Genomic DNA, 22,463 nt, shown 5'->3' with positions numbered 1-22,463 from the left:
TTATAAGTTATGAGTTATAAGTTTTTTGGGTAAAATAACTTAACCGCACCAATAAAATAGACGAACTTGATTATGGTTTATATTCTCTTTTTTTTCTTTGCAAATTTTCTGACCTCGTTTATATTTCTGACTCTTTTCTTGAAAAGGAGACAAGCCAATTTCCAATCGTCGATTGTTAATTGCTTCAAATTTTGTTGAGTCTTTAGTTTGATGCCATTCATTGTAATATTCAACTTTGCAAAATTTTTCTTCGTTATACTTAGCTTGAAAATCCATAATTTCAGCAAAATGTTCAGCTGTTAAATTGCCTCTATAAACTTCATTTTTAAGTAAATCATTATAATCACAAGTTCTAGGAAAAGAATAATAATGAAGCAGTATCAATTTTGTTCTGTTGTTAGAGAAAGAATAATTATATGGATTGTTTTTATTTGGTACAAATTCTAAATTTATATTTCGTTCACTAGGATAACCATGTTTTTTGATTATTGGAATTAATTTGTTTTCAACAATATCCGAAACTATAGAATCATATTTTTCCCTATATTTAGTTTTGTTATTTGAGTCGACATACGATAACGAATCCAGATAATGAATTTTCCATTTATTATCGATATGCGATAGTTTTTGGATAGTATCTAAAAGAAAATGATTAATACTTTTTGAATATTTTTTGGTAGCTTTTTTGGTGTTATTTGTTATAAAGTCTTCAAGATGATTTTGTGAAATAAAATTACTAATTAATGAATCTTTTGTAAAACATGTTGCAAGTAATCCTCTTTCAAGACCTTTAATGGAGAAGGATTTAAATGATTTTACATCATTTTCTAATGCAGCAACCTGCATTGCTGTAAAACAGTTTTTTGCAATTGGTTTTATATTTATTGAAAAAGCTTTTTTGTAAAATTGGAGAGCATCAGAATAATTTTCGTTTAATATGAAGGTTTCAGCTTTGTTTATATATAGTGTATAAACGATGTAAGGATTTGATTTTGATTTTTTAGTGCCAAAAGAAATTAATACTGTTGTTAAAAGTAATAATAGATACTTCATTATTTAATTTTTAAATTCTATACCAATTTTAAAAGCATTTTGTCTTTCAATCAAGTAATCATCTCGATTCCAAAGTGCAGTTTCTCCTTGATGTAAATATCTAAAATAAGGGATAATTTGGTTGTTTTTTGAAACACCAATACTGGTAATTCCTGGCGGAAAATTAAATTCTAAAGCTTCGTAATCTTTTTCTGGAAGATTTTTAATGGTAACGAAGATACCGTTTGATGGAAATTCAAATTGTTCTTCTTCTGAAAGTTCTAAAATAGCACAATCTTTATTTTTTTGACAGGAAATAATGAAATTTTCATCAAATAATTTCTTTTTTGGAATACCATAAATAGAATCAACTGTGTAGAAATTTACTTCTATAGGACTATATTTAGCATTTCTTCTTCGGTCTCTTTTTTTTGTTTTTAGGTTTTCAATGACTTTGTAATCATTGGTGTAGATTTTTAATCTTTGTATTATTTCATTCTTTTTTTCATTATTTGGGAAATAGAGACCAACTTCAATATTTTCTCTAATTGGTCCACTTTTTCCGAAATTTTCTGGTAAAACATTTCGCAAAGTACTTTTTGGAAATAAAGACTTTTCGAGTTTTTCATGTTTTTTATTGGCGAATAATTCAATACTATTAAGTTCGTTTATTGTTTCTTCCAAAAATAAAGTGTCTTTTTCTATCCAATTTTCAAATAACCTTTTATTGAAATTTAAGTGCCTAATAGAAATTATTTTATTATAATCTTCTGCTTTAATAATTACTTGACCTAAACTATCTGCAATATATTTGGGTGAATTGTCAATAAGTAGTAAAGCATCCGCTATTGGTTTTTTTGTTATGGATGCAATAGTTACTTTTTTCTGAGCTATTGTTGGTATCGAAAAAAGTAATATGAGTAGCAGTTTTTTCATTATCAAAACAGTTTTTCTTTAATTTTCTTCCAGCGGTACGTTCTATTGAACTTCGCTTGTTCTTCTGTCACTAAAAGAGACTTTTTGTTTGATTTTGCTTTCCAAAATCCATTTATGTAATCAATAAATAGAAATGGTTTTCTTTTTCTTGAAGCTAATTTTAAAGCGGCAATTGTAGTAATCCAAAAACCATATCCTAAACTGTAAAAAGCTTCACCTTGTTTGTATCGTGAGGTTTTGTTGTAGTTGGCTCCAGTAGGTTTTAAATGTTTCACATGAAGCGACTCATCGGTTTTGATTTTCCATCCGTAAAAACGACACAATAATTCATCAACAGTATCCCAACCCATTGCAGCTTTTAAACCTCCAATTTGTTCAAAACACGCTTTTCGATACGCTTTGAATGCGCCTCTTATGTGGTCTTTGTCGGTTAAATTTTCAAGTATCCAGTTTCCGTTTTTTTCGATGTAGGCAAAGCCACCTACCATTCCTATTTGATCATCAGAATTAAAATGGTGAATGATAGTTTCAAAATAATTGCTTGGAAAAATTAAATCAGCATCTGCTTTCACGATAATGTCATAATCCGAATCCAAAAGTTCAAATCCTTTGTTAAAGGCTTGGATTACTTTACTACCGGGTAAATGTATCGCTTCGGATTTGTTTTCGAAAATGCGAATCCATTGGTGTGTTTTAGTGAATTCTTCAACTATAGCAGCGGTTTCATCTGTAGAATTATCGTTTACGACAACAACTTTAGTAGGCAAAACGGTTTGGTTAACCAATGATTCTAAGGTTAAACGGATAAATTGCGCTTCGTTATGTGCAGGTATTACAATGTAATATTTCATGATATAGATAATTCACGAACAAAAATAAACAATTACCTACATACAGCAGAATAATCCTTATTTTTGTTTAGAAATAGCATTTTGTGAGAAAAAATATTTTTGTTGTTATCGTTACGTATAATGGTGCTCAATGGTTGGAAAAATGCATTCAATCGTTAGAAGCTTCTTTATATCCCATCAATATATTAGTAGTTGATAATCATTCTACTGATACTTCTGTAAGTGTTGTTAAGTCATTTTCTAAAGTACAATTGATAGAGTCAGATGGCAATCTAGGTTTTGGTAAAGCAAATAATATTGGTATTCGCAAAGCTATTAAGCAAGGAGCCGATTATGTTTTTTTACTAAATCAGGATACATGGATTTATCCTGATACCATTCAAAATTTAGTTGCAGTTGCAGAGCAAAATCCAAAATATGGAATTGTGAGTCCGATGCATTTTTCTGCTGATGAAGTTACTTTAGATTCTAATTTTGATACGTATTATAATCGTAAAACAAATACGTTATCTTCTTTAGTTGATCAAGTTCCTTTTGTAAATGCTGCTGCATGGATGCTGTCTTCAAAAGTAATTGAGAAAGTAGGAGATTTCGAACCGCTATTTGAACATTATGGAGAAGATCGAAATTATTCCGATAGAGTAAGATTTCATGGTTTCAAGACTGTAGTGGTGAAAAATGCTAAAATTTGTCATGATCGTTTCATTTCTAGAAGTTTTTCCAAAGATGTTAAACAAGCAAAGTTTAAAATGTTAGCTGAGGTGTTAAATGTTAACCATGCTTGGATACCATCTTATTTTTATGCATTTAAAAATGTTGTTGGATTGCCAAAGTATTTTTCAAAGTATTACTCTTTTTCACAAGTATGCAGTATGTTTTTTAGCTTGTTTGGCTATTACATTTTATTGAAGCTTCGTTTTATTACCATTTTAAAAGCAAGAAAAAGTTACAGGTAATGCAAGATAACAAAACACACAAGCAAGCATTTTGGTTTACCATCATTAATTATGTGGGTATCCTCATAGGTGTTTTTTCTACTGTTTTTATTTACCCAAACGATAAAGACTTTTTAGGAAAAGTGGGTTTTGTTGATAGTATTGCACAAATGTTGTTTCCTGTTTTTGTATTTGGAGGGGCGCAAGCATTGATTCATTTTTATCCCAATCTTTCTGAAGAAAGCAAGAAGAAGCTTTTCAAATATGGAATTGTAACCATTTTGTGTATTGCAGCAGTTACTTTAGTTGTTTTACTATTAGGACAATTTGCGATAAGTTGGGACAAATACAGTTATTTGTTTTTTGCATTTCCCTTAGCATTAGTTTTAGCACTTATAGAATTGTTCAAGCGACAATCTGCGAATCTACAAAAAATAGCCATCCCCACTTTTTACGATAAGATAATACCTAAGCTTGCTTTACCAATAGTTTTTGTTTTAGTTCTTGCGCACTTTTTTACAGAAAACACAGGTATTGTAATTTTTGTTGGATTTTACTTTTTATTGTTATTAATGGTTGCGCAATATTTGTTTCGATATTTTTCGATCAAAGGAAATTGGAATTTTAAATCCTTATTTGAGTCTATTTCAAAAAGAGAATATTACAATTATTGTTTTTATTCTTTTTTAGGGAGTTTTGGGTCTTTTCTAGCATTTAGAATTGATGGTTTTATGATTCCGCTATTTTTAGAATTTGATGATAATGGGGCGTATCGTATTGCTGTTAATTTGTCTTCAGCATTAGCGATTCCGGCTACCGGATTGTTTACTATTTATGCACCGCAAGTTTCGCATTGGATTAAAAACAAAGAATTCGATGTTTTAAAGATGAAGTATGTAGAAACCTCAAAGTTGTTGTTTTTTATAGGAGCTTTACTATTTAGTTGTGTAATAGTAGGAGTTGAATCTTTTTTTAGTTTGTTACCAACGGCTGATAAACTTATAGCATCATTGCCAGTGATTTATATTTTAGGAGCCAATGTTGTGTTCAATATGGCTACAGGATTTAATTCTGAAATCATTTCCTATTCGCAATACTACCGATTCAATATTGTAGCTGTTTTGGTGCTTGTGGTATTAAATGTTTCACTGAATTATTATTATTTGACGCAAACAGATTTTGGAATTTCTGGTGTTGCTATTGCATCTTTGGTTTCAATGAGTCTTTTCAATATAGCCAAATTGATTTTTATATATAAAAAATTTCGCATACTTCCTTTTGATTGGAGTTATGCGAAACTTATTTTAATTATGTTTTTAATTGCTTTAGGCGTTTATAATTTTCCGCAATTCTCAAATTTATGGGTAGATGTATTTGTAAAAGTTAGCGCATTGGTTATAAGTTCACTTTTGTTAATCTACCAGTTGAAATTATTGCCTTTATTTAATTATTGGGTCAACAAAATTACTAGAAAAATCTAAGATTGGTAAACAATTGCATTGATGTTCATCCCTGCTCCAACAGAAGCAAAAATGATAACATCACCTTTTTCAATAGTTTGATTTTCCAATTGGTTTTTTAAAATTAAATCGTAGAGTGTAGGAACAGTAGCAACACTTGAATTGCCTAATTTATGAATACACATTGGCATGACATCTTTAGGGGCATCTTTTTTATACAACTTATAAAAGCGATTGATAATGGCCTCATCCATTTTTTCGTTTGCCTGATGGATTAGGATTTTTTTCACATCCTCTATTTGAAATCCGCTTTGATCCAAACAAGTAGCCATTGCTTTCGGGACGTTGTTTAGAGCAAACTCATAAATTTTTCTTCCATACATTTTTATGTACCGTACATTTTCGTCTTCTTCTTTATTAAAAGAGTTTCCGAAATATAGATACTTTGCTTCTTCAAATGAATAAGTTGCCGATTCATGAGCTATAATGCCGCCTTCAGCTGTTGTGGCTTCTATAACTGCAGCACCTGCACCATCAGAATAAATCATACTATCTCTATCATGTTTGTCAACTACTCGAGATAAAGTTTCGGAGCCGATGACTAAACATTTTTTAGCCATTCCTGCTTTTATGTAGGCTTGTGCTTGAATTACGCCTTCAATCCATCCTGGGCATCCAAAAAGAATGTCATAAGCAACACATTTCGGATTTTTAATTTGAAGTAAATATTTTACACGAGTAGCTAAACTTGGAACAGTATCTGATTGTATTGTATTAGCTCTTATATCGCCATAGTTATGAGCGAAAATGATATAGTCTAAAGTTTCAGGGTCAATATTTGCGTTTTCTATTGCGTTTTTAGCAGCAATAAAACCGATGTCAGAATTTACTAAATTTTCGGAAACATAGCGACGTTCACGAATTCCTGTTATTTCTACAAATTTCTCTGCAATTACATCGTTAGTAGCATTGAAATTTGAACCATCTTCATTTAAAAATTTATGATTAGCAAAATCTAAATTTGTTACGACTTCTGTTGGAACATAGCTCCCTGTTCCTGTTATTTTGATGTTCATAATTAGTAGGTTTCATTACGAAGTTAAGTATTATCAACAATAAGATGGGTAAAAGGGGAGGTATATTTGAAAAAAAATGCTAAAAGTTTAAAAATATTGATTTTTATTATTGAAAATGAATTATTTAGGTTTTTTATTGCGAAAACTTAATTTGCATAACGGTAGCCATGCTTAAAGCTTGTGTTTTCATCTGTTCAGCATTGTTTCCTTTGAAATTTTCATCTATAGTAGTGTTCAAATGTGACAACCATGTTTCAAAATGTGCTTTTGAAAAAGCTTTTTTATTGTGCAGATTTTTATGTATGTTGAACATATTGTTATAATAACCGCCTTTTAAAAATAGAGATTGTTCCCAAAAAGTAGCTAATATTTCGAAATGTTCGTCTAAGTGATTTTCTATCGATGTGAGTTTTGTGAAATAAAAATTAATTGTTTCATCGGCGAGAAGTTTGTCGTAAAATTCACGCATTATCAATATAATGTCTTCTCTTGTTTGTATGTCATTCATGTTGTTGGAATTAAAAAAGGCTTCAAAATAATTTTGAAGCCTTTTATTTATGTTGTAATCAATTAAAATTGATTTTAAGATTACATGTATGCTTCAATTGGAGCACAAGAGCAAACAAGGTTTCTGTCTCCGTAAGCATCGTCAACACGACGTACTGAAGGCCAGAATTTATTATCAGCGATATAATCCAATGGATAAGCTGCAGTTTCACGAGTGTATGGTAAGTCCCAAGTGTCAGCAGTAAGCATTGCTAATGTATGAGGTGCATTTTTTAATACGTTGTTAGCATCCTCTTTTGATGCTGCCTCGATTTCTTTTCTGATTGAAATCATTGCATCACAGAAACGGTCTAATTCTGCTAAATCTTCAGATTCTGTAGGTTCAATCATTAAAGTCCCAGCAACTGGGAAAGAAACTGTTGGTGCGTGGAAACCGTAATCCATTAAACGCTTAGCAATATCTCCAACTTCGATTCCTTTTTCTTTAAATGCACGACAATCTAAAATCATTTCGTGAGCAGCTCTTCCACATTCTCCAGTATATAGAATCGGATAGTGTTCTTCGAAACGTGCTTTCATATAGTTGGCGTTTAGGATAGCATATTCTGTAGCTTTTCTTAAGCCTTCTGCACCTAACATTGTGATGTATCCGTAAGAAATCAAACATACTAAAGCTGAACCATAAGGAGCAGAAGAAATAGCTGTTATAGCTTGTTCTCCGCCTACGCTTAATACAGGATTAGTAGGTAAGAATGGAAGTAATTTTTCGTTTACACAAATTGGTCCAACACCAGGTCCGCCACCACCATGTGGTATAGCAAACGTTTTGTGTAAGTTTAAGTGGCAAACGTCAGCGCCAATTGTAGCAGGGTTTGTTAAACCTACTTGTGCATTCATATTAGCACCATCCATATAGACTAATCCTCCATTATCGTGGATTAATTGTGTGATTTCGATGATTGATGATTCGTAAACACCATGAGTAGAAGGGTAAGTTACCATTAAGCAAGATAAGTCATCTTTATGCTCAATAGCTTTTGCTCTTAAATCTTCTACGTCAATATTTCCTTCTGGAGTTGTTTTAGTAACTACAATCTTCATTCCCGCCATTGCTGCAGAAGCAGGGTTAGTTCCGTGAGCTGATGATGGAATTAAACATACGTTACGGTGTCCTTCGTTACGAGACATATGGTAAGCACGAATGGCCATCAAACCAGCATACTCTCCTTGAGCACCAGAGTTTGGTTGCAAAGTGGTGCCAGCAAATCCTGTGATGATGCTTAATTGGTTTTCTAACTTTTTAAGCATAGTAATGTAACCTTCTGCTTGTTCAACTGGTGCAAAAGGGTGAATGCTGTTCCAGTTTGGCATTGACAATGGTAACATTTCTGAAGCTGCGTTCAATTTCATTGTACAAGAACCCAAAGAAATCATAGAGTGATTCAATGATAAATCTTTACGTTCTAATTTTTTGATATAACGCATCAATTGGCTTTCAGAACGGTAAGTATTAAATACTTCGTGCGTTAAGAAAGAAGATGTTCTTTCTAAAGCAGCAGGTAATTGAGAAGCTGTTGATAATTCAGTAACTGTGAAAGCATCTTTACCTGTAGCTTCAGCAAAAATCGCAATGATTTGGTTGATATCGTTGATAGAAGTTGTTTCGTTGAATGAGATAGAGATTGTCTCTGTATCTACATAGAAAAAGTTAACTTCATTTCTTTCAGCAACAGCTTTTACTTTTTGAGCGTCAGCTTTTACTAAAATTGTGTCAAAAAATGCAGTGTTCGTTTGGAAAACACCTAATTTATTTAAAGCATCAGCAGTAGTTACAGCCGAAGCGTGAACTTTGTTTGCGATGTATTGTAATCCTTTTGGTCCGTGGTAAACAGCATACATACCAGCCATAACTGCCAATAATACTTGAGCAGTACAGATGTTTGAAGTTGCTTTTTCACGTTTGATGTGTTGCTCACGAGTACCTAAAGCCATACGCAATGCACGGTTTCCGTTAGCATCGATAGAAACACCGATGATACGACCTGGCATTGAACGTTTGTATTCTTCTTTAGTTGCAAAGTATGCTGCGTGAGGACCTCCGTAACCCATTGGTACACCAAAACGTTGTGTAGTTCCTACAACAACAGCAGCTCCCATTTCTCCTGGAGACGTTAACGTAGCTAACGATAAAATATCAGCAGCAACAGCTACTTTAATGTCGTTTTCTGCTGCTTTAGCGATAAACGCAGTGTAATCGTTTACTTGTCCGTATTTACCAGGATATTGAAGAATAGCTCCAAAGAATTCATTAGAGAAATCGAAAGTTTCATGGTTTCCAACAACTAATTCAATTCCAACTGGAGTAGAACGCGTTTGTAATACCGATAGAGTTTGTGGTAAAATTTCTTCAGAAACGAAGAATTTGTTTACGTTGTTTTTCTTTTGGTCACGAGTTCTTACGTCGAACAATAAAGCCATTGCTTCTGCAGCAGCGGTACCTTCGTCAAGTAAAGATGCATTTGCAATTTCCATACCTGTTAGTTCAATAACAGTAGTTTGAAAGTTAAGGATAGCTTCTAAACGTCCTTGAGCAATTTCTGCCTGGTAAGGAGTATAGGCTGTATACCATCCTGGGTTTTCAAAAATATTTCTTTGGATAACCGCAGGTACGATTGTTGGGTGGTACCCTAAACCGATATATGATTTGAAAACTTTGTTCTTTTTGCCTAATTCCATAATATGAGCAGCGTACTCATATTCTGTCATTGCCGGATCAAGTGTTAAATCATTTTTTAAACGAATTCCGTCAGGAAACGTTTCATAAAGTAATTGGTCCATGTTCTCAACACCGATAGTCTTGAACATATGAGTTAAATCACTCTCACGTGGGCCTAAATGTCTCAAAGCGAATGCATCTGTTCTCATTTACGTATAAAATGTAGTTGAAATTTTTGTGTTGTTTTTAAGGGTGCAAATTTAGTTATAAATCTTGTAATAAATGGAGTTGGGTATTTATTTTTTGCTAATTTTTAAGACTATACGAATTGTTTTTGTGACAATGTCTATTTTTGTGACATGCAAATAGCAAAGAATATTCTTAATTTCTACATCGATAGTAGCTTACATGTTGCATTGTCGGTTTATGCGTTAATCCGAATTACTTTTTTAAAATTTGAACTTCCTTATGATGAGGCTGTTGCTTACTTTGGTTTTTATGGAACCATTGTCGGGTATAATTTTATAAAATATGATGAACTAGCTCGCGTTAAAAAAGTAAAATTGACAACTAGCTTTAAAGCTATTATAGTTTTGAGTTTACTTTCCTTTTTTGCTGCGTTTTACTATTTCTTGCAATTGCAGACTATAACCAAAGTGTTGGGAATTATTGGTTTGTTGATTACAATTTTGTACACTTTGCCTTTCTTTCCTAATAAGCCGAATTTGAGAAATTGGGCAGGTATTAAAATTTATTTAGTGGCCCTTGCTTGGGTTGTAGTAACCGTTTGGTTACCGGTGTTGAATGCAGAGTATGGTTTAGATATAGTGGTTGTTTTGAAAAGTATTCAACGCTTTATTTTTGTTTTTGTTTTGATGTTGGTTTTTGAGATTATCGATTTACAACATGATGCCAATTATTTGCAAACGATTCCACAAAAAATTGGAATTCCTGCCACTAAACTTTTGACCTATTTTTTATTAGTTGTTTTCTTTTTAATGGATTTTTTAAAACCTAATGTAAGTAATCGCGAATTGTATATTATCAGTTTGGTTGCTTTAGTTGTTGGTGGGTTTACCTATTTCGCGAATCAAAACCGTTCTAAATACTTCACCAGCTTTTGGGTGGAAGGAATTCCTTTTTTTTGGCTATTGTTGTTATTGATTGTTTTTAAATAATAGATCAAAAAAAACCGAAGGGATTTCCTTCGGTCTTAATTTTTAAATCAATCCTGCTCGTTTCAACAAAGCATCTGGAGTAGGTTCATGTCCTCGGAATTTTTTATACAATTCCATAGGATGTTCCGTTCCTCCTTTTGATAATACATATTCTTTAAATTTTCTGGCAACTTCTGGGTCGAAAATACCTTTTTCTTGAAAATAAGCAAAAGCATCAGCATCTAAAACTTCAGCCCATTTGTAGCTGTAATAGCCTGATGAGTAACCACCTTGAAAGATATGTGAAAAAGCTGTACTCATACAGTTTTCAGCAACTTCTGGATATAATTTAGTGTTTTCAAAAGCTTTTTCTTCAAATGTTTTTACATTATCTATAGTTTGAACTTTACCGTGATATGCCATGTCTAATAATCCAAAGCTTAACTGACGTAATGTTGCCATTCCTTCTAAAAAGTTGGCACTATCCTTAATTTTTTCAACGTATTCTTGCGGAATGATTTCTCCTGTTTCGTAATGTTTTGCAAACAGCGCAAGCGCTTCCGGTTCATAGCACCAGTTTTCCATAATTTGACTTGGCAATTCTACAAAATCCCAATATACAGAAGTACCTGATAAACTTGGATAAGTAGTGTTGGCAAGCATGCCGTGTAAACCATGTCCAAATTCGTGGAACAAAGTGGTAACTTCGTTAAAAGTTAAAAGCGATGGTTTCGTTGGGGTAGGAGGTGTGAAATTACATACGTTTGAAATATGAGGTCTTTCGTTTGCTCCTTCCTTGATGAATTGAGGTTTAAACGATGTCATCCATGCTCCGTTACGTTTGCCTTTTCTCGGGAAAAAGTCGGCATAAAATATAGCAACTAAATTGCCTTCAAAATCTAAAACCTCAAAGGTTTTAACATCTTCATGATATTTGTCGATGTCAAAAATTTCCTTGAATGTAATACCATAAAGTTTTTCTGCAATCGTGAAAACACCATTTAACACGTTTTCCAATTGAAAATATGGTTTTAATTTTTCATCATCCAAATTGAATAATTTTTGTTTTAATTTTTCAGAATAATAAGCACCATCCCATTTTTCTAAAGTCTCAATGCTATCAAGTTCTTTTGCGAAAGCGGTTAATTCTGCAAATTCCTTTTCTGCAGCAGGTTTTGCTTTTTCCAATAACTCATTTAAAAAAGTAATCACTTTTTCAGGACTTTGAGCCATACGCTCTTCCAATACAAAATGTGCATGAGAAGTGTAACCTAATAAATTAGCACGTTCATGACGAAGACGAACAATGTTTTTTACATTCTCTTGATTATCGTATTCGTTTTTTTGAAATGCTTTTTTACCAGCGGCAATTGTCATTTCTTTTCGCAATTCACGATTGTCAATGTAGGTTACAAAAGGTAAATAACTTGGAAAATCCAATGTGAAAATCCAACCTTCCATTTTTTTGCTTTCCGCTAAATGTTTAGCAGCCTCTTTTGCTCCTTCTGGTAATCCTTTTAAATCGGCTTCATTAGTAATGTGCAGCTGATAGTTATTGGTTTCAGCTAACACATTTTCTCCAAAGGTTAATTTTAATTTAGCCAATTGGGTGTCAATTTCACGAAGCTTTGTTTTTTGTTCTTCGTTCAATAAAGCTCCATTTCGCACAAAACCTTTGTATTTTTTATCCAATAAGGTTTGTTGTTCAGTAGTTAAGTTTAATTGATCTTTTTGATCGTAAACAGCTTTAACACGTTTGAACAAATCTTCGTTTAAAGTAATGTCATTGCCAAACTTAGTTAGCTCAGGAGAAACTTCTTGGGCAATTTTTTGCATTTCGTCAGAAGTTTCTGCTGAATTAAGATTAAAAAATATGCTGGACAAACGATCTAAGTTCTCTCCAGAATAGTCAAGTGCTGCAATTGTATTTTCAAAAGTTGGGGCTTCCGTATTGTTTATAATGCTATCAATTTCTTGTTTAGCTTTTTCGATACATTGCTCAAAACCTTCCCTATAATCGGATAGTTTTATTTGACTAAAAGGGGCAGAATTGTATTTTGTGTTATATTTTTTTAAAAAAAGTTTCATAAATATTTGTTTTATTCGACAAAGTGTATAGATTTGCGCCTGAAATGATTAACGAAAAAGACCTTTTTGCTCCAAACAAGAATTTTTTAAGTTGTCGCTTAAAAGTTAATAGATTTTAAAAGTCCCGCTCTAAGCGGGACTTTTTTATTTCTTTAAATTTTCAGCAGCCTTTAAAACCGTTTGTTTTAGGCCTTCTTTATATGCGATAATTTTATCTAAAACGCATTTATCATGACTTCCTATCATTTGTGCAGCTAAGATACCCGCATTTTTTGCTCCGTTTAGTGCTACAGTTGCTACAGGAACACCACCTGGCATTTGTAGGATGGATAAAACTGAATCCCATCCATCAATTGAGTTGCTCGATTTTACTGGAACTCCAATTACAGGTAGTGGAGACATCGAAGCAACCATTCCTGGTAAGTGTGCAGCACCTCCAGCTCCAGCAATAATAACAGAAATTCCTCTATTGTGCGCATTCATACTGAAATCTACTAATTTTTCAGGGGTACGATGTGCCGATACAATATCAACTTCTACTTCAATATCAAATCCTTTTAGTATATCAATTGCTTCTTGCATTACAGGCATATCTGAAATACTGCCCATTACTACTGCTACTTTACTCATAGTTTTTATATTGTGGTTCAATAGAATTACTGAACGCTGATTACTCTAATACTGTTTTTAACTTCTTCTGCAATTTTTCGTGCCAAACTCATGTCTTCATTCACAATGGTTACGTGACCCATTTTACGGAAAGGACGTGTTTCGCGTTTTCCATAAATGTGTGGCGTTACACCATCAATAGCCATGATTTTGTCGATGTTTTCATAAAAAACCTGACCTTCATGTCCTTCTTCGCCTACTAAGTTAACCATAATTCCAGCCACTTTGCTTTCAGTGCTCCCTAATGGTAAGCTTAATATCGCACGTAAGTGATTTTCAAATTGTGAAGTATAACTCGCTTCAATTGAATAATGCCCAGAATTGTGTGGACGTGGCGCTACTTCATTAACCAGAATTTGGTCGTCTTCCGTTTGGAACATTTCCACAGCAAGTAAGCCTACATGATTAAATGCTTCAGAAACTTTTAAAGCAACTTCTTGTGCTTTTTGTGCAACAGCCTCACTTATACGAGCAGGGCAAATCACATATTCTACTTGGTTGGCTTCTGGATGAAATTCCATTTCAACAACAGGGTATGTTTTTACTTCTCCTGAAGCAGATCGCGCAACAATTACAGCTAATTCGTTTTTGAATGGAACTAAAGTTTCGGCAATACATTCTACATCTGGAAGTTTAACCAAGTCCAAAGCAGAACGGCAAATTTTAACGCCATTACCATCGTATCCAAATTGTGCCGACTTCCATACAAATGGAAATTCTAATTCGTCTTTCTCTAAACTATTGCGTAATTCGTTTAATCCTACAAAACGTAGATGAGGAGAAGTTGGAATACCATTAGCAACATAAAAATCTTTTTGACGACCTTTATTTTGAATTAAACGTAAGGTTTTTGGAGACGGATACACTGGTAAACCTTCTTCTTCAAGTTTGTCTAAAGCATCTAAGTTTACGTTTTCAATTTCTATAGTCAACAAGTTTACCATTTTCCCAAACTGATAAACAGTATCGAAATCCATTAAACTTCCTTTGTAAAAAGCATTACTTCCAAAACGAGAAGGTGCTTCTCCACTAGGGTCTAAAACTAGAGTTTGAATATCAAATTTGCGCGTGTCGGTTAAAAGCATTTTGCCTAATTGGCCGCCACCTAAAATTCCTAATTTAAAATCAGAAGAAAAATAATTCATGGTGTTCTTTTTTTATCTGAATGCTTCAGATTTTTTTGTTGTTACGAACTGCAAAGATACTCAGTACAATAATAATTAACAATTGATAGCGAACAATTTGTTATTGGGAGAGTTTTTTTAAAATTTTTTTTGAACAAGATTGGTAGGCTATGGAATGATTAGGATAGTCTTGCGTCAAAATGAGTTTTAGTTCGTCATTAATCCAATCATATTTTTTACCCAAAACATATAACGCTTTCATAGCATACACTTTTGCTGCAACTTTTTCTTCTTGAATCAAACGGTCAATAAGTGCTTCTATGATTTGATGTTCTTGTTCTTGGGTTAACGAAATGCCATTTTTTCTATGATTGCTTTTGGTTAAAAAGTAGCAAATTTTTGTTGCTGGTCGAATCGAAGAATCATTAGTAAGCTTTCGGAGGGTTTCACAAAATAAATCAATATAAGGAGTGAATAACTTTAGTTTTTTTTCACAAACTAATTCCAAACACCAAAAAGCCATTACATGAAGTTTGTTTGAAGTGTCAAAGGCTATGCTTGAAAGTTCTTGAACACTATCTTTTCGGATTACAAAATTACTGATAGCGACTCTACTTTTTTTACTGGCTGTTCCTACTTCGAGCTTGTGGGTTAATTCTGAATTCATGCTGTAAATATATCAATTTTGCAAAAAAGAAAAATTTAAACTATTAGTTTTCTGATTACTTTGTAAATTTGTCGTTCATTTTAAAACTACCTAACTGTGATTCAATTACACGACAAAAAATTTGAAGCGTATATATCAGAAAAGGAATTAGATTTTGCAGTGCAAAATGTTGCAAAGCAGATTGAAGATGACTTTTGCGATGAGGTTCCTGTTTTCGTAGGAGTATTGAATGGATCCTTTATGTTTTTTGCCGATTTATTGAAAAATTACACAAAACCTTGTGAGGTGAGTTTTGTGAAATTGGCATCGTATGAAGGTATGGAATCTACAAATAAAGTAAAACAACTAATAGGACTTAACCAAGATTTAACCGGTAGAAGTGTTATTGTTGTTGAAGATATTGTAGATACAGGGAATACAGTAGAGGAATTGAAAAATCTATTCAAAGCACAAGGGGTTAAGCATTTTAAAATAGCCACCTTGTTTTTCAAGCCAGAAGCCTATACCAAAGATATTAAGTTGGATTACGTAGCCATTCGAATTCCTAATAAATTTATTGTAGGATATGGTTTGGATTATGATGGTTTAGGTAGAAATTTAAAACAAGTATATCAATTAGCAAATACACATAAAAAAATGATTAATATCGTATTATTTGGAAAGCCAGGAGCTGGAAAAGGAACACAAGCAGAATTTTTAAAAGAAAAATATAATTTGGTGCATTTGTCAACTGGAGACATCTTCAGATTCAACATGAAAAATGATACTGATTTAGGGAAATTAGCAAAATCGTATATCGATCAAGGCGATTTAGTTCCAGATGAAGTAACTATTAAAATGTTACAAGATGAGGTAGAGAAAAACCCAGAGGCTAATGGATTTTTATTTGATGGTTTCCCAAGAACAATACCTCAAGCAGACGCTTTAGATGCTTTTTTGAAATCAAAAGATTGGAATGTTACGGCTACAATTGCATTGGATGCAGATGATGAGGTTTTAGTACAACGTTTGTTAGAAAGAGGAAAAACTTCTGGAAGAGCAGATGATCAAGATGTTGAAAAAATCAGAAATCGTTACCAGGAATATAACGAGAAAACAGCTCCACTAATTGAGTATTATACAGCTCAAAGTAAATTTCATGCTGTAAATGGTATTGGTTCTATTGCTGAAATTACAGAGCGTTTGTCTTCAGTTATCGATACTTTATAAGATAAATATAATAGAGACATGGAAAGAGCATTTTAAATAATGCTCTTTTTTTGTTGATACAAAATGAGCTGTCGAGTAAAGTGTCGTTTATTTCAATTATAAATTATACCTTTGCAGCTTGATTAATAAATACGTTTTAAGATTGTATAATCTTTTAATTTTTAACTTCTAACTAAGTTATGACAGAAGGGAATTTTGTAGATTACGTAAAAATATATGTTGCTTCTGGTAAAGGAGGTAAAGGGTCTACACACTTGCACAGAGAAAAGTTTATTGAAAAAGGAGGGCCAGACGGAGGTGATGGTGGTCGTGGGGGTCACGTATATGTGAGAGGAAACAAGAATCTGTGGACGTTATTCCACTTAAAATTTGTACGTCACGTAAAAGCCGGTCACGGAGGTGATGGAGGTAGTTCTAGAAGTACAGGTCATGATGGAGAAGATAAATACCTTGAGGTGCCACTTGGAACTGTAATTAAGGATAAAGAGACGGGAGATGTGCTATTTGAAATTACAGAAGATGGCGAAACAAAAATTTTAGCCAAAGGAGGTAAAGGCGGATTAGGTAACTGGCATTTCAGAAGTTCAACCAATCAAACGCCACGTTATGCGCAACCAGGTATGCCTACAGAAGAGGTTGATATAATTCTAGAGTTGAAAGTATTGGCAGATGTAGGTTTAGTAGGTTTCCCTAATGCAGGTAAATCAACGTTACTTTCGGTTTTAACATCTGCAAAACCAAAGATTGCCGATTACCCTTTTACAACTTTAAAACCAAATTTAGGTATTGTAGCGTACAGAGATTTTCAATCGTTTGTAATTGCCGATATTCCTGGAATTATAGAAGGAGCTGCAGAAGGAAAGGGATTAGGACATTATTTCTTACGTCATATTGAGCGTAATTCAACATTACTTTTTTTAGTGCCTGCAGATGCAGATGATATTAAGAAAGAATATGAAATTCTATTAGATGAATTACGTCGTTATAATCCTGAGATGTTGGATAAAGATAGACTTTTGGTGATATCAAAATCAGACATGTTGGATGATGAATTAAAAACAGAAATGAAATCGCTTTTAGACAAAGAATTAAAAGGAGTACCATATATGTTTATTTCGTCTGTTGCCAATCAAGGACTTACAGAGTTGAAAGATAAACTTTGGCAAATGCTAAATGTTTAAAATAGGGGATTCAAAAGAATCCCTTTTTTTATAAATGCGATTTTCTTATTTTTGATTTTATTTTCACTTAAAATGATAAGAACTCTCTTTTTTATGCTGTTTCCTGTATTGCTCTTTTCTCAAAGCAATTTTGAAAAGGGAGAGCGTTATTTTTTGGAGAATAATTACGAGGAAGCAAAAAAAGTATTTGAAAAGGAATTAAAGTCAACCAATTATTATTATCAAGTGATTGAATATTTGGGAGACATCTCTTGTGGGTTACAAGATTGGGATACTGGAATTAAATATTTTGAAATTTTAAAAGATAAATTCCCAAATAAGGCCAATTATCATTACAAGTACGGAGGTGCATTAGGAATGAAAGCCAAGTCGGTAAATAAGTTTGCAGCACTTCGAATGATAGATGATGTAGAAGCTTCTTTTTTAAAGGCTACAGAATTGGATAAAAAACATATTGAATCAAGATGGGCTTTAGTGATTTTTTATGTTGAAATACCAGCCATCATTGGAGGTAGTGAAAAAAAATCACAACGGTTTGCAAATGAATTAATGGCTATCTCTAAAGTAGATGGTTATTTGGCTAAAGGATATATAGATGTATACTTTGAGCGTTATAATAATGCTTTAGTAAACTTTATGAATGCCCATAAAATTGGGAATTCCAAAACTACTTTTCAAAAACTTTACGATTTGTTATTGAACAAAATGGGAGACAAATCAAAAGCAGAAGAACTAAAAAAAGAATTTAATAAAATATAATTTGTAGGTTAATAACCCGCACCCTTCAAACGTTACATTTATGAGAACACATTTTATTGCAATTGGCGGTGCTGCCATGCATAATCTAGCATTAGCATTACATGAAAAAGGATATCAGGTTACAGGAAGTGATGATGCGATTTTCGAACCTTCAAAATCACGTTTGGAAAAGAAAGGGTTATTGCCAAAAGAACTTGGTTGGTTCGTCGATAAAATAACAAATGATATTGATGCGGTTATTTTAGGAATGCACGCTAAAGCGGATAATCCGGAATTAATTCGGGCAAAAGAACTTGGATTGAAAATCTATTCGTATCCAGAGTTTTTGTATGAGCAGTCTGTAAATAAAACGCGAGTGGTAATTGGAGGGTCGCATGGGAAAACTACGATAACTTCAATGATTTTACATGTAATGCATTATCACAATATTGAAGTGGATTATATGGTGGGAGCGCAATTGGAAGGTTTTGATACCATGGTGCATTTAACAGATAAAAATGATTTTATTGTGCTTGAAGGAGATGAGTACTTGTCTTCACCTATGGATTTGCGACCAAAATTTCATTTGTATCAACCTAACATAGCATTGCTTTCTGGAATTGCTTGGGATCATATCAATGTGTTTCCAACTTTTGAAAATTATGTAGAGCAATTTAAAATTTTTACCAATCAAATTACCAAAGGAGGAATTTTAGTTTATAATGAAGAAGATTCTACAGTAAAACAAGTTGCAGAAGAATCAGAAAATCAAATTCGTCGTATACCGTATCAAACTCCAGAATATAATGTAATTGATGGAGTGACCTATTTAGAAACTTCTGACGGACCTATGCCAATAGAAGTTTTTGGAGCACATAATTTAAATAATTTAGCTGGAGCAAAATGGATTTGTCAATGTATGGGTGTTGATGAAGAAGAGTTTTACGAAGCTATTGCTACATTCAAAGGGGCAAGTAAGCGTCTGGAAAAAATAGCGGAAGGCAAAGGTAAAGTAGCCTATAAAGACTTTGCGCACTCACCTAGTAAAGTAGCAGCAACAACCAGAGCAGTTAAAAATCAATATCCTAATCGTAAATTAGTAGCTTGTTTAGAATTGCATACTTATAGCAGTTTAAATGCTGAGTTTTTAAAAGAGTACCAAGGAGCTTTAGATGCTGCTGATGTTGCAGTTGTGTTTTATTCTCCAGATGCGGTTAAAATTAAACAATTGGAAGAAGTTACTTATGACCAAATAGCCAACTCCTTTAAGCGAGACGATTTAATTATTTATACCAATCCTACAGAATTTAAAGATTTTCTATTCAGTCAAAACTTAGATAATTCCGCTTTACTATTAATGAGCTCGGGGAATTATGGTGGGTTAGAATTTTCATCTGTAAAAGAGTTAATCAACTAATTTTATAAATGGTTGGTTATCCTTTATCTGGTAAGTTTTTAATGTAAACATCTTGCTGAGGGAATGGAATTGAAATATTGTGTTTTTTAAAGATATTATAAACCGCAATAGAAACATCGCTTTTCGCAATAAGTCTTTTTTCATAATGCGTCCAAAAATGAAGGGCGAAATTTAAAGAATTGTCACCAAACTCAATGAATAAAGCATTGGGTTTGGGATATTTTAAAACATGTTCTACACTTAATGCTGCTTCCGTTAATAGTTCGAGTACTTGATTGGGATCAGTATCATAAGAAGCACCTATTAAAATTTCTAATCTGGATGTATTGTCTGATAATGTCCAATTGATTAAATTGTTCGACATTAAATTGTAATTGGGTACAATTACTTCTGCACCATCAAAAGTTTTAATACTTGACGATCGGACCCCTATTTTATTTACGACCCCAATAAGGTTGTCAACTTCTACGGTATCGCCTTGTAAAATAGGTCTTTCAAAAACAAGAATTAAGCCCGAAATAAAATTAGAAATAATGGTTTGTAAGCCAAAACCAATTCCAATTCCCATTGCTCCGGCAAGTAAATTAAACTTACTGAGGTCCATACCTAAAGATGATAAAGCAAAAATAAATCCAAAGGCGAGAATGAAATATCGGACCACTATTGATATTGCTGAAGGAATTCCTTTTGGTAGTTGTAAAAATTTTAAAATACCATCACCATCATCAATTAGGAAAGTTACAAATCCGGTTAATAAAAAAGATATTGCTAAAATTAATACAAAGGATAAAATAGCCCCTATAGTTATTGTGATGTCTCCAATTTTATAAGGTTCTGTAAGTATGGCCTGGAAATATTCTGTTACAGGTTTTAGCAAGTCAACCATTCTCAAGAAAATCAAAAATCCTAGAAACAGTACCAAAAAGATGGTGAATTTCATGATTTTAGTTTCAAAGGTTTTCTTTTGAAAAGCATTAAGATCGGGTCTTTTACGGAATCGATTATAAATTATGATAATTAATGCTCCTTGTAATATTAAAAAGAGGCAATAAAAGATGATGGCAATAGCTCCTATGTTTGAACTAATTTTTAGAATTAGTTCTGCTAAATTGGTGTAACCTAATATAATGGCTGTAAACGATACGAATGTAAAAACATATAAGCCTTTTGTTATTTTATGTAATAATTGGTCAATTAAAACTTTATTTGAGCTTTTGATTTGGCGTAAACGCTGCGTCAATAAGTAAACAGCAATAGCAATTAATGAAGCTTCAATTAATAAGTAGAAGCGATAGAAATTAGTAGGTAACCATAGAAAATTTTTTATTGCATCAATGAGATAAAAAGTGATTATAAAAAAATATAAAATTTTAAACTTTTCTTTAATCTGAGTTCTCACAACAAAAGATGAGGAAAATAATAAAAGCAAAACAATTATGTTCTCAAAGAGTTTAGGCATTCCCTTAAAGAAGAAATAACCAATAAACAGTGCGAAAAAAATTATACTAGCAGTTTTGTGCTTAATGATGATTTCACTTGAGATATCACGGTTTGGATGATTTTCCGGTAGGTCAGCTTGAAGTATTTTCTTTTTTAAAAAGAAAAACAAACCAATTAATATGATGATTAAAGTGAAATATAAATTCAGCGATTCACTATTAGCTTTAATGAAACTTATGGTCTCATTTATATTCACTCGCGCTGATTCCTTTATAGAAGTTTCCGAAGTGTCAGTTTTTACTTTAGGTGAAGATTTCCAAATAGGTTGATGTCTTAAATAAAAAATATTGTATATTTTGGAATCTTTCAGTAAAAGGATGTTGTCCATTACTTCACTAATTTCTTCAATTTTAAAATTAATTTTCGATTCAACAGTTAGAGCAAAATTGTTTTCTGTAATGATGTCATTTTGAATTTTTTCAATATCAATTAAAAGGGTAGTGATTCTTTCTTGGACTTCTGTAGGGGTAGTTTCAGTATTGTTTTTTTTGGCTGTTAGGTTCCATGTTTGTTGATGCAAAGTAATAGCTTCAAGTAACTCTTTATTTTGAGCAGTATAATCGATTGTTTCTTCTTCTAGTTTTTGTAGAAAGATTTTATAACGATTCCACTTCGAATAAATTTGATTTGTTTTCTGAAGATTAGGGTAGGTGGCAAGTAATGTGGTCGTGCTTTTCTTTTGGTTTTCTATAAAAGAAGCATAATTCGAGTAAAGTGAATCAATTTTATGAACGGCTAATTTATTTTCTAGATATTTATCTTCTATTACCTTTAACCCATTAAGTGTTTTGGCTGCACTTTGTATGATTTCGATAGTTGGAATCGATGTTGGAGTTTCAACAGTTAATGTGTCCTTCGTAGTTTCAGTTGTATCACTTTCTTGTCCTAAAGAAAAGTGAAATGTAAATAACAGTAATGTAATTACTAAAGTCTTTAGAAAAGAGAATATTTTTTGAGAGTTATTTTGATGTTTTAAAGCCATAAAACAAAAATTAGTGAACTATAAAAATAACTATAAAATTTTATTTATCAGAATATTATGTCGGAAAATACATGATTTCACTAATTAAATTTTTTCGTTTTTCAAGAAGTTGGAAAAGTACATCCATTTTTCCAATTTCGAGTACTTCGATAACCACCGTATGCATTTGGAATACTTTTTACAAGTTCTGAGCTTTTATTTGGTTTAAAGAAGCTATA

Annotated in this window: 18 protein-coding genes; 7 read left to right on the top strand and 11 right to left on the bottom strand. The window is 32.6% G+C overall.

All coding sequences use genetic code 11. The annotated features are described in order from the left end of the window. Nucleotides 1-39: 39 nt before the first annotated feature. From ACFS5J_RS03790 to ACFS5J_RS03780, 3 genes are read right to left on the bottom strand one after another with little or no spacing between them, the layout of a single operon-like run. The gene (locus tag ACFS5J_RS03790; protein ID WP_379810676.1) at nucleotides 40-1,053 is read right to left on the bottom strand and encodes a hypothetical protein; all 1,014 of its coding nucleotides are present in this window, start codon (nucleotides 1,051-1,053) and stop codon (nucleotides 40-42) included. 3 nt (nucleotides 1,054-1,056) lie between these two features. Beyond that, nucleotides 1,057-1,968 (bottom strand): hypothetical protein, encoded by a 912-nt coding sequence (locus ACFS5J_RS03785; protein ID WP_379810675.1) that lies wholly within the window; start codon nucleotides 1,966-1,968, stop codon nucleotides 1,057-1,059. 2 nt (nucleotides 1,969-1,970) lie between these two features. Further along, nucleotides 1,971-2,819, bottom strand: a complete 849-nt coding sequence (locus ACFS5J_RS03780; RefSeq protein ID WP_379810674.1) for a glycosyltransferase — start codon at nucleotides 2,817-2,819, stop codon at nucleotides 1,971-1,973. Nucleotides 2,820-2,902: 83 nt separating this feature from the next. Here ACFS5J_RS03780 and ACFS5J_RS03775 point away from each other — a divergent pair, with 83 nt between their 5' ends. Together ACFS5J_RS03775 and ACFS5J_RS03770 are read left to right on the top strand one after the other, a co-directional pair. Further along, nucleotides 2,903-3,775, top strand: a complete 873-nt coding sequence (locus ACFS5J_RS03775) for a glycosyltransferase family 2 protein (protein ID WP_379810673.1) — start codon at nucleotides 2,903-2,905, stop codon at nucleotides 3,773-3,775. Then, the gene (locus tag ACFS5J_RS03770) at nucleotides 3,775-5,235 is read left to right on the top strand and encodes a lipopolysaccharide biosynthesis protein (RefSeq protein WP_379810672.1); all 1,461 of its coding nucleotides are present in this window, start codon (nucleotides 3,775-3,777) and stop codon (nucleotides 5,233-5,235) included. The genes ACFS5J_RS03775 and ACFS5J_RS03770 overlap by 1 nt, the downstream gene beginning before the upstream one ends. On the opposite strand, the gene ACFS5J_RS03765 is transcribed toward ACFS5J_RS03770, so the two are convergent. The 3 genes from ACFS5J_RS03765 to gcvP all read right to left on the bottom strand — a co-directional run bounded on the left by ACFS5J_RS03765 (nucleotide 5,232) and on the right by gcvP (nucleotide 9,722). After that, nucleotides 5,232-6,290, bottom strand: a complete 1,059-nt coding sequence (locus ACFS5J_RS03765) for a 3-oxoacyl-ACP synthase III family protein (RefSeq protein ID WP_379810670.1) — start codon at nucleotides 6,288-6,290, stop codon at nucleotides 5,232-5,234. The two genes, ACFS5J_RS03770 and ACFS5J_RS03765, sit on opposite strands and share 4 nt — an antisense overlap. A 133-nt stretch (nucleotides 6,291-6,423) precedes the next feature. After that, entirely contained in the window at nucleotides 6,424-6,798 is a 375-nt protein-coding gene (locus ACFS5J_RS03760) for a group III truncated hemoglobin (RefSeq protein WP_379810669.1), read from the bottom strand. 80 nt (nucleotides 6,799-6,878) lie between these two features. Continuing rightward, nucleotides 6,879-9,722 (bottom strand): aminomethyl-transferring glycine dehydrogenase, encoded by a 2,844-nt coding sequence (gene gcvP, locus ACFS5J_RS03755; RefSeq protein ID WP_379810668.1) that lies wholly within the window; start codon nucleotides 9,720-9,722, stop codon nucleotides 6,879-6,881. A 150-nt stretch (nucleotides 9,723-9,872) separates the two neighbouring features. Here gcvP and ACFS5J_RS03750 point away from each other — a divergent pair, with 150 nt between their 5' ends. After that, on the top strand, nucleotides 9,873-10,691 hold the full coding sequence (locus ACFS5J_RS03750) for a hypothetical protein (protein WP_379810667.1): 819 nt from the start codon (nucleotides 9,873-9,875) through the stop codon (nucleotides 10,689-10,691). Nucleotides 10,692-10,733: 42 nt separating this feature from the next. On the opposite strand, the gene ACFS5J_RS03745 is transcribed toward ACFS5J_RS03750, so the two are convergent. The 4 genes from ACFS5J_RS03745 to ACFS5J_RS03730 all read right to left on the bottom strand — a co-directional run bounded on the left by ACFS5J_RS03745 (nucleotide 10,734) and on the right by ACFS5J_RS03730 (nucleotide 15,218). After that, the gene (locus ACFS5J_RS03745; protein ID WP_379810666.1) at nucleotides 10,734-12,758 is read right to left on the bottom strand and encodes a M3 family metallopeptidase; all 2,025 of its coding nucleotides are present in this window, start codon (nucleotides 12,756-12,758) and stop codon (nucleotides 10,734-10,736) included. A gap of 144 nt (nucleotides 12,759-12,902) precedes the next feature. Beyond that, the gene (purE, locus tag ACFS5J_RS03740) at nucleotides 12,903-13,388 is read right to left on the bottom strand and encodes a 5-(carboxyamino)imidazole ribonucleotide mutase (protein WP_379810665.1); all 486 of its coding nucleotides are present in this window, start codon (nucleotides 13,386-13,388) and stop codon (nucleotides 12,903-12,905) included. Between the two features lie 26 nt (nucleotides 13,389-13,414). After that, nucleotides 13,415-14,572, bottom strand: a complete 1,158-nt coding sequence (locus ACFS5J_RS03735; protein ID WP_379810664.1) for a 5-(carboxyamino)imidazole ribonucleotide synthase — start codon at nucleotides 14,570-14,572, stop codon at nucleotides 13,415-13,417. Nucleotides 14,573-14,672: 100 nt separating this feature from the next. Further along, complete coding sequence (locus ACFS5J_RS03730) at nucleotides 14,673-15,218, bottom strand: hypothetical protein (RefSeq protein ID WP_379810663.1); 546 nt, start codon at nucleotides 15,216-15,218, stop codon at nucleotides 14,673-14,675. Between the two features lie 96 nt (nucleotides 15,219-15,314). Between ACFS5J_RS03730 and ACFS5J_RS03725 the strand changes: the two genes are divergently transcribed. The 4 genes from ACFS5J_RS03725 to ACFS5J_RS03710 all read left to right on the top strand — a co-directional run bounded on the left by ACFS5J_RS03725 (nucleotide 15,315) and on the right by ACFS5J_RS03710 (nucleotide 19,763). After that, nucleotides 15,315-16,427, top strand: a complete 1,113-nt coding sequence (locus ACFS5J_RS03725) for an adenylate kinase (RefSeq protein ID WP_379810662.1) — start codon at nucleotides 15,315-15,317, stop codon at nucleotides 16,425-16,427. A gap of 179 nt (nucleotides 16,428-16,606) precedes the next feature. Further along, a complete protein-coding gene (gene obgE / locus ACFS5J_RS03720) occupies nucleotides 16,607-17,608 on the top strand; it encodes a GTPase ObgE (RefSeq protein ID WP_379810661.1) in 1,002 nt (333 codons plus the stop codon). Between the two features lie 72 nt (nucleotides 17,609-17,680). Continuing rightward, on the top strand, nucleotides 17,681-18,367 hold the full coding sequence (locus tag ACFS5J_RS03715; protein ID WP_379810660.1) for a tetratricopeptide repeat protein: 687 nt from the start codon (nucleotides 17,681-17,683) through the stop codon (nucleotides 18,365-18,367). A 40-nt stretch (nucleotides 18,368-18,407) separates the two neighbouring features. Further along, nucleotides 18,408-19,763, top strand: a complete 1,356-nt coding sequence (locus ACFS5J_RS03710) for a UDP-N-acetylmuramate--L-alanine ligase (RefSeq protein WP_379810658.1) — start codon at nucleotides 18,408-18,410, stop codon at nucleotides 19,761-19,763. A 16-nt stretch (nucleotides 19,764-19,779) separates the two neighbouring features. On the opposite strand, the gene ACFS5J_RS03705 is transcribed toward ACFS5J_RS03710, so the two are convergent. Beyond that, entirely contained in the window at nucleotides 19,780-22,245 is a 2,466-nt protein-coding gene (locus ACFS5J_RS03705) for a mechanosensitive ion channel family protein (RefSeq protein WP_379810656.1), read from the bottom strand. Between the last annotated feature and the right edge of the window lie 218 nt (nucleotides 22,246-22,463).

The sequence above is a fragment of the Flavobacterium chuncheonense genome, assembly GCF_042686145.1.
Classification (GTDB): domain Bacteria; phylum Bacteroidota; class Bacteroidia; order Flavobacteriales; family Flavobacteriaceae; genus Flavobacterium; species Flavobacterium chuncheonense.
This window is presented reverse-complemented; position numbering and strand designations above follow the sequence as displayed.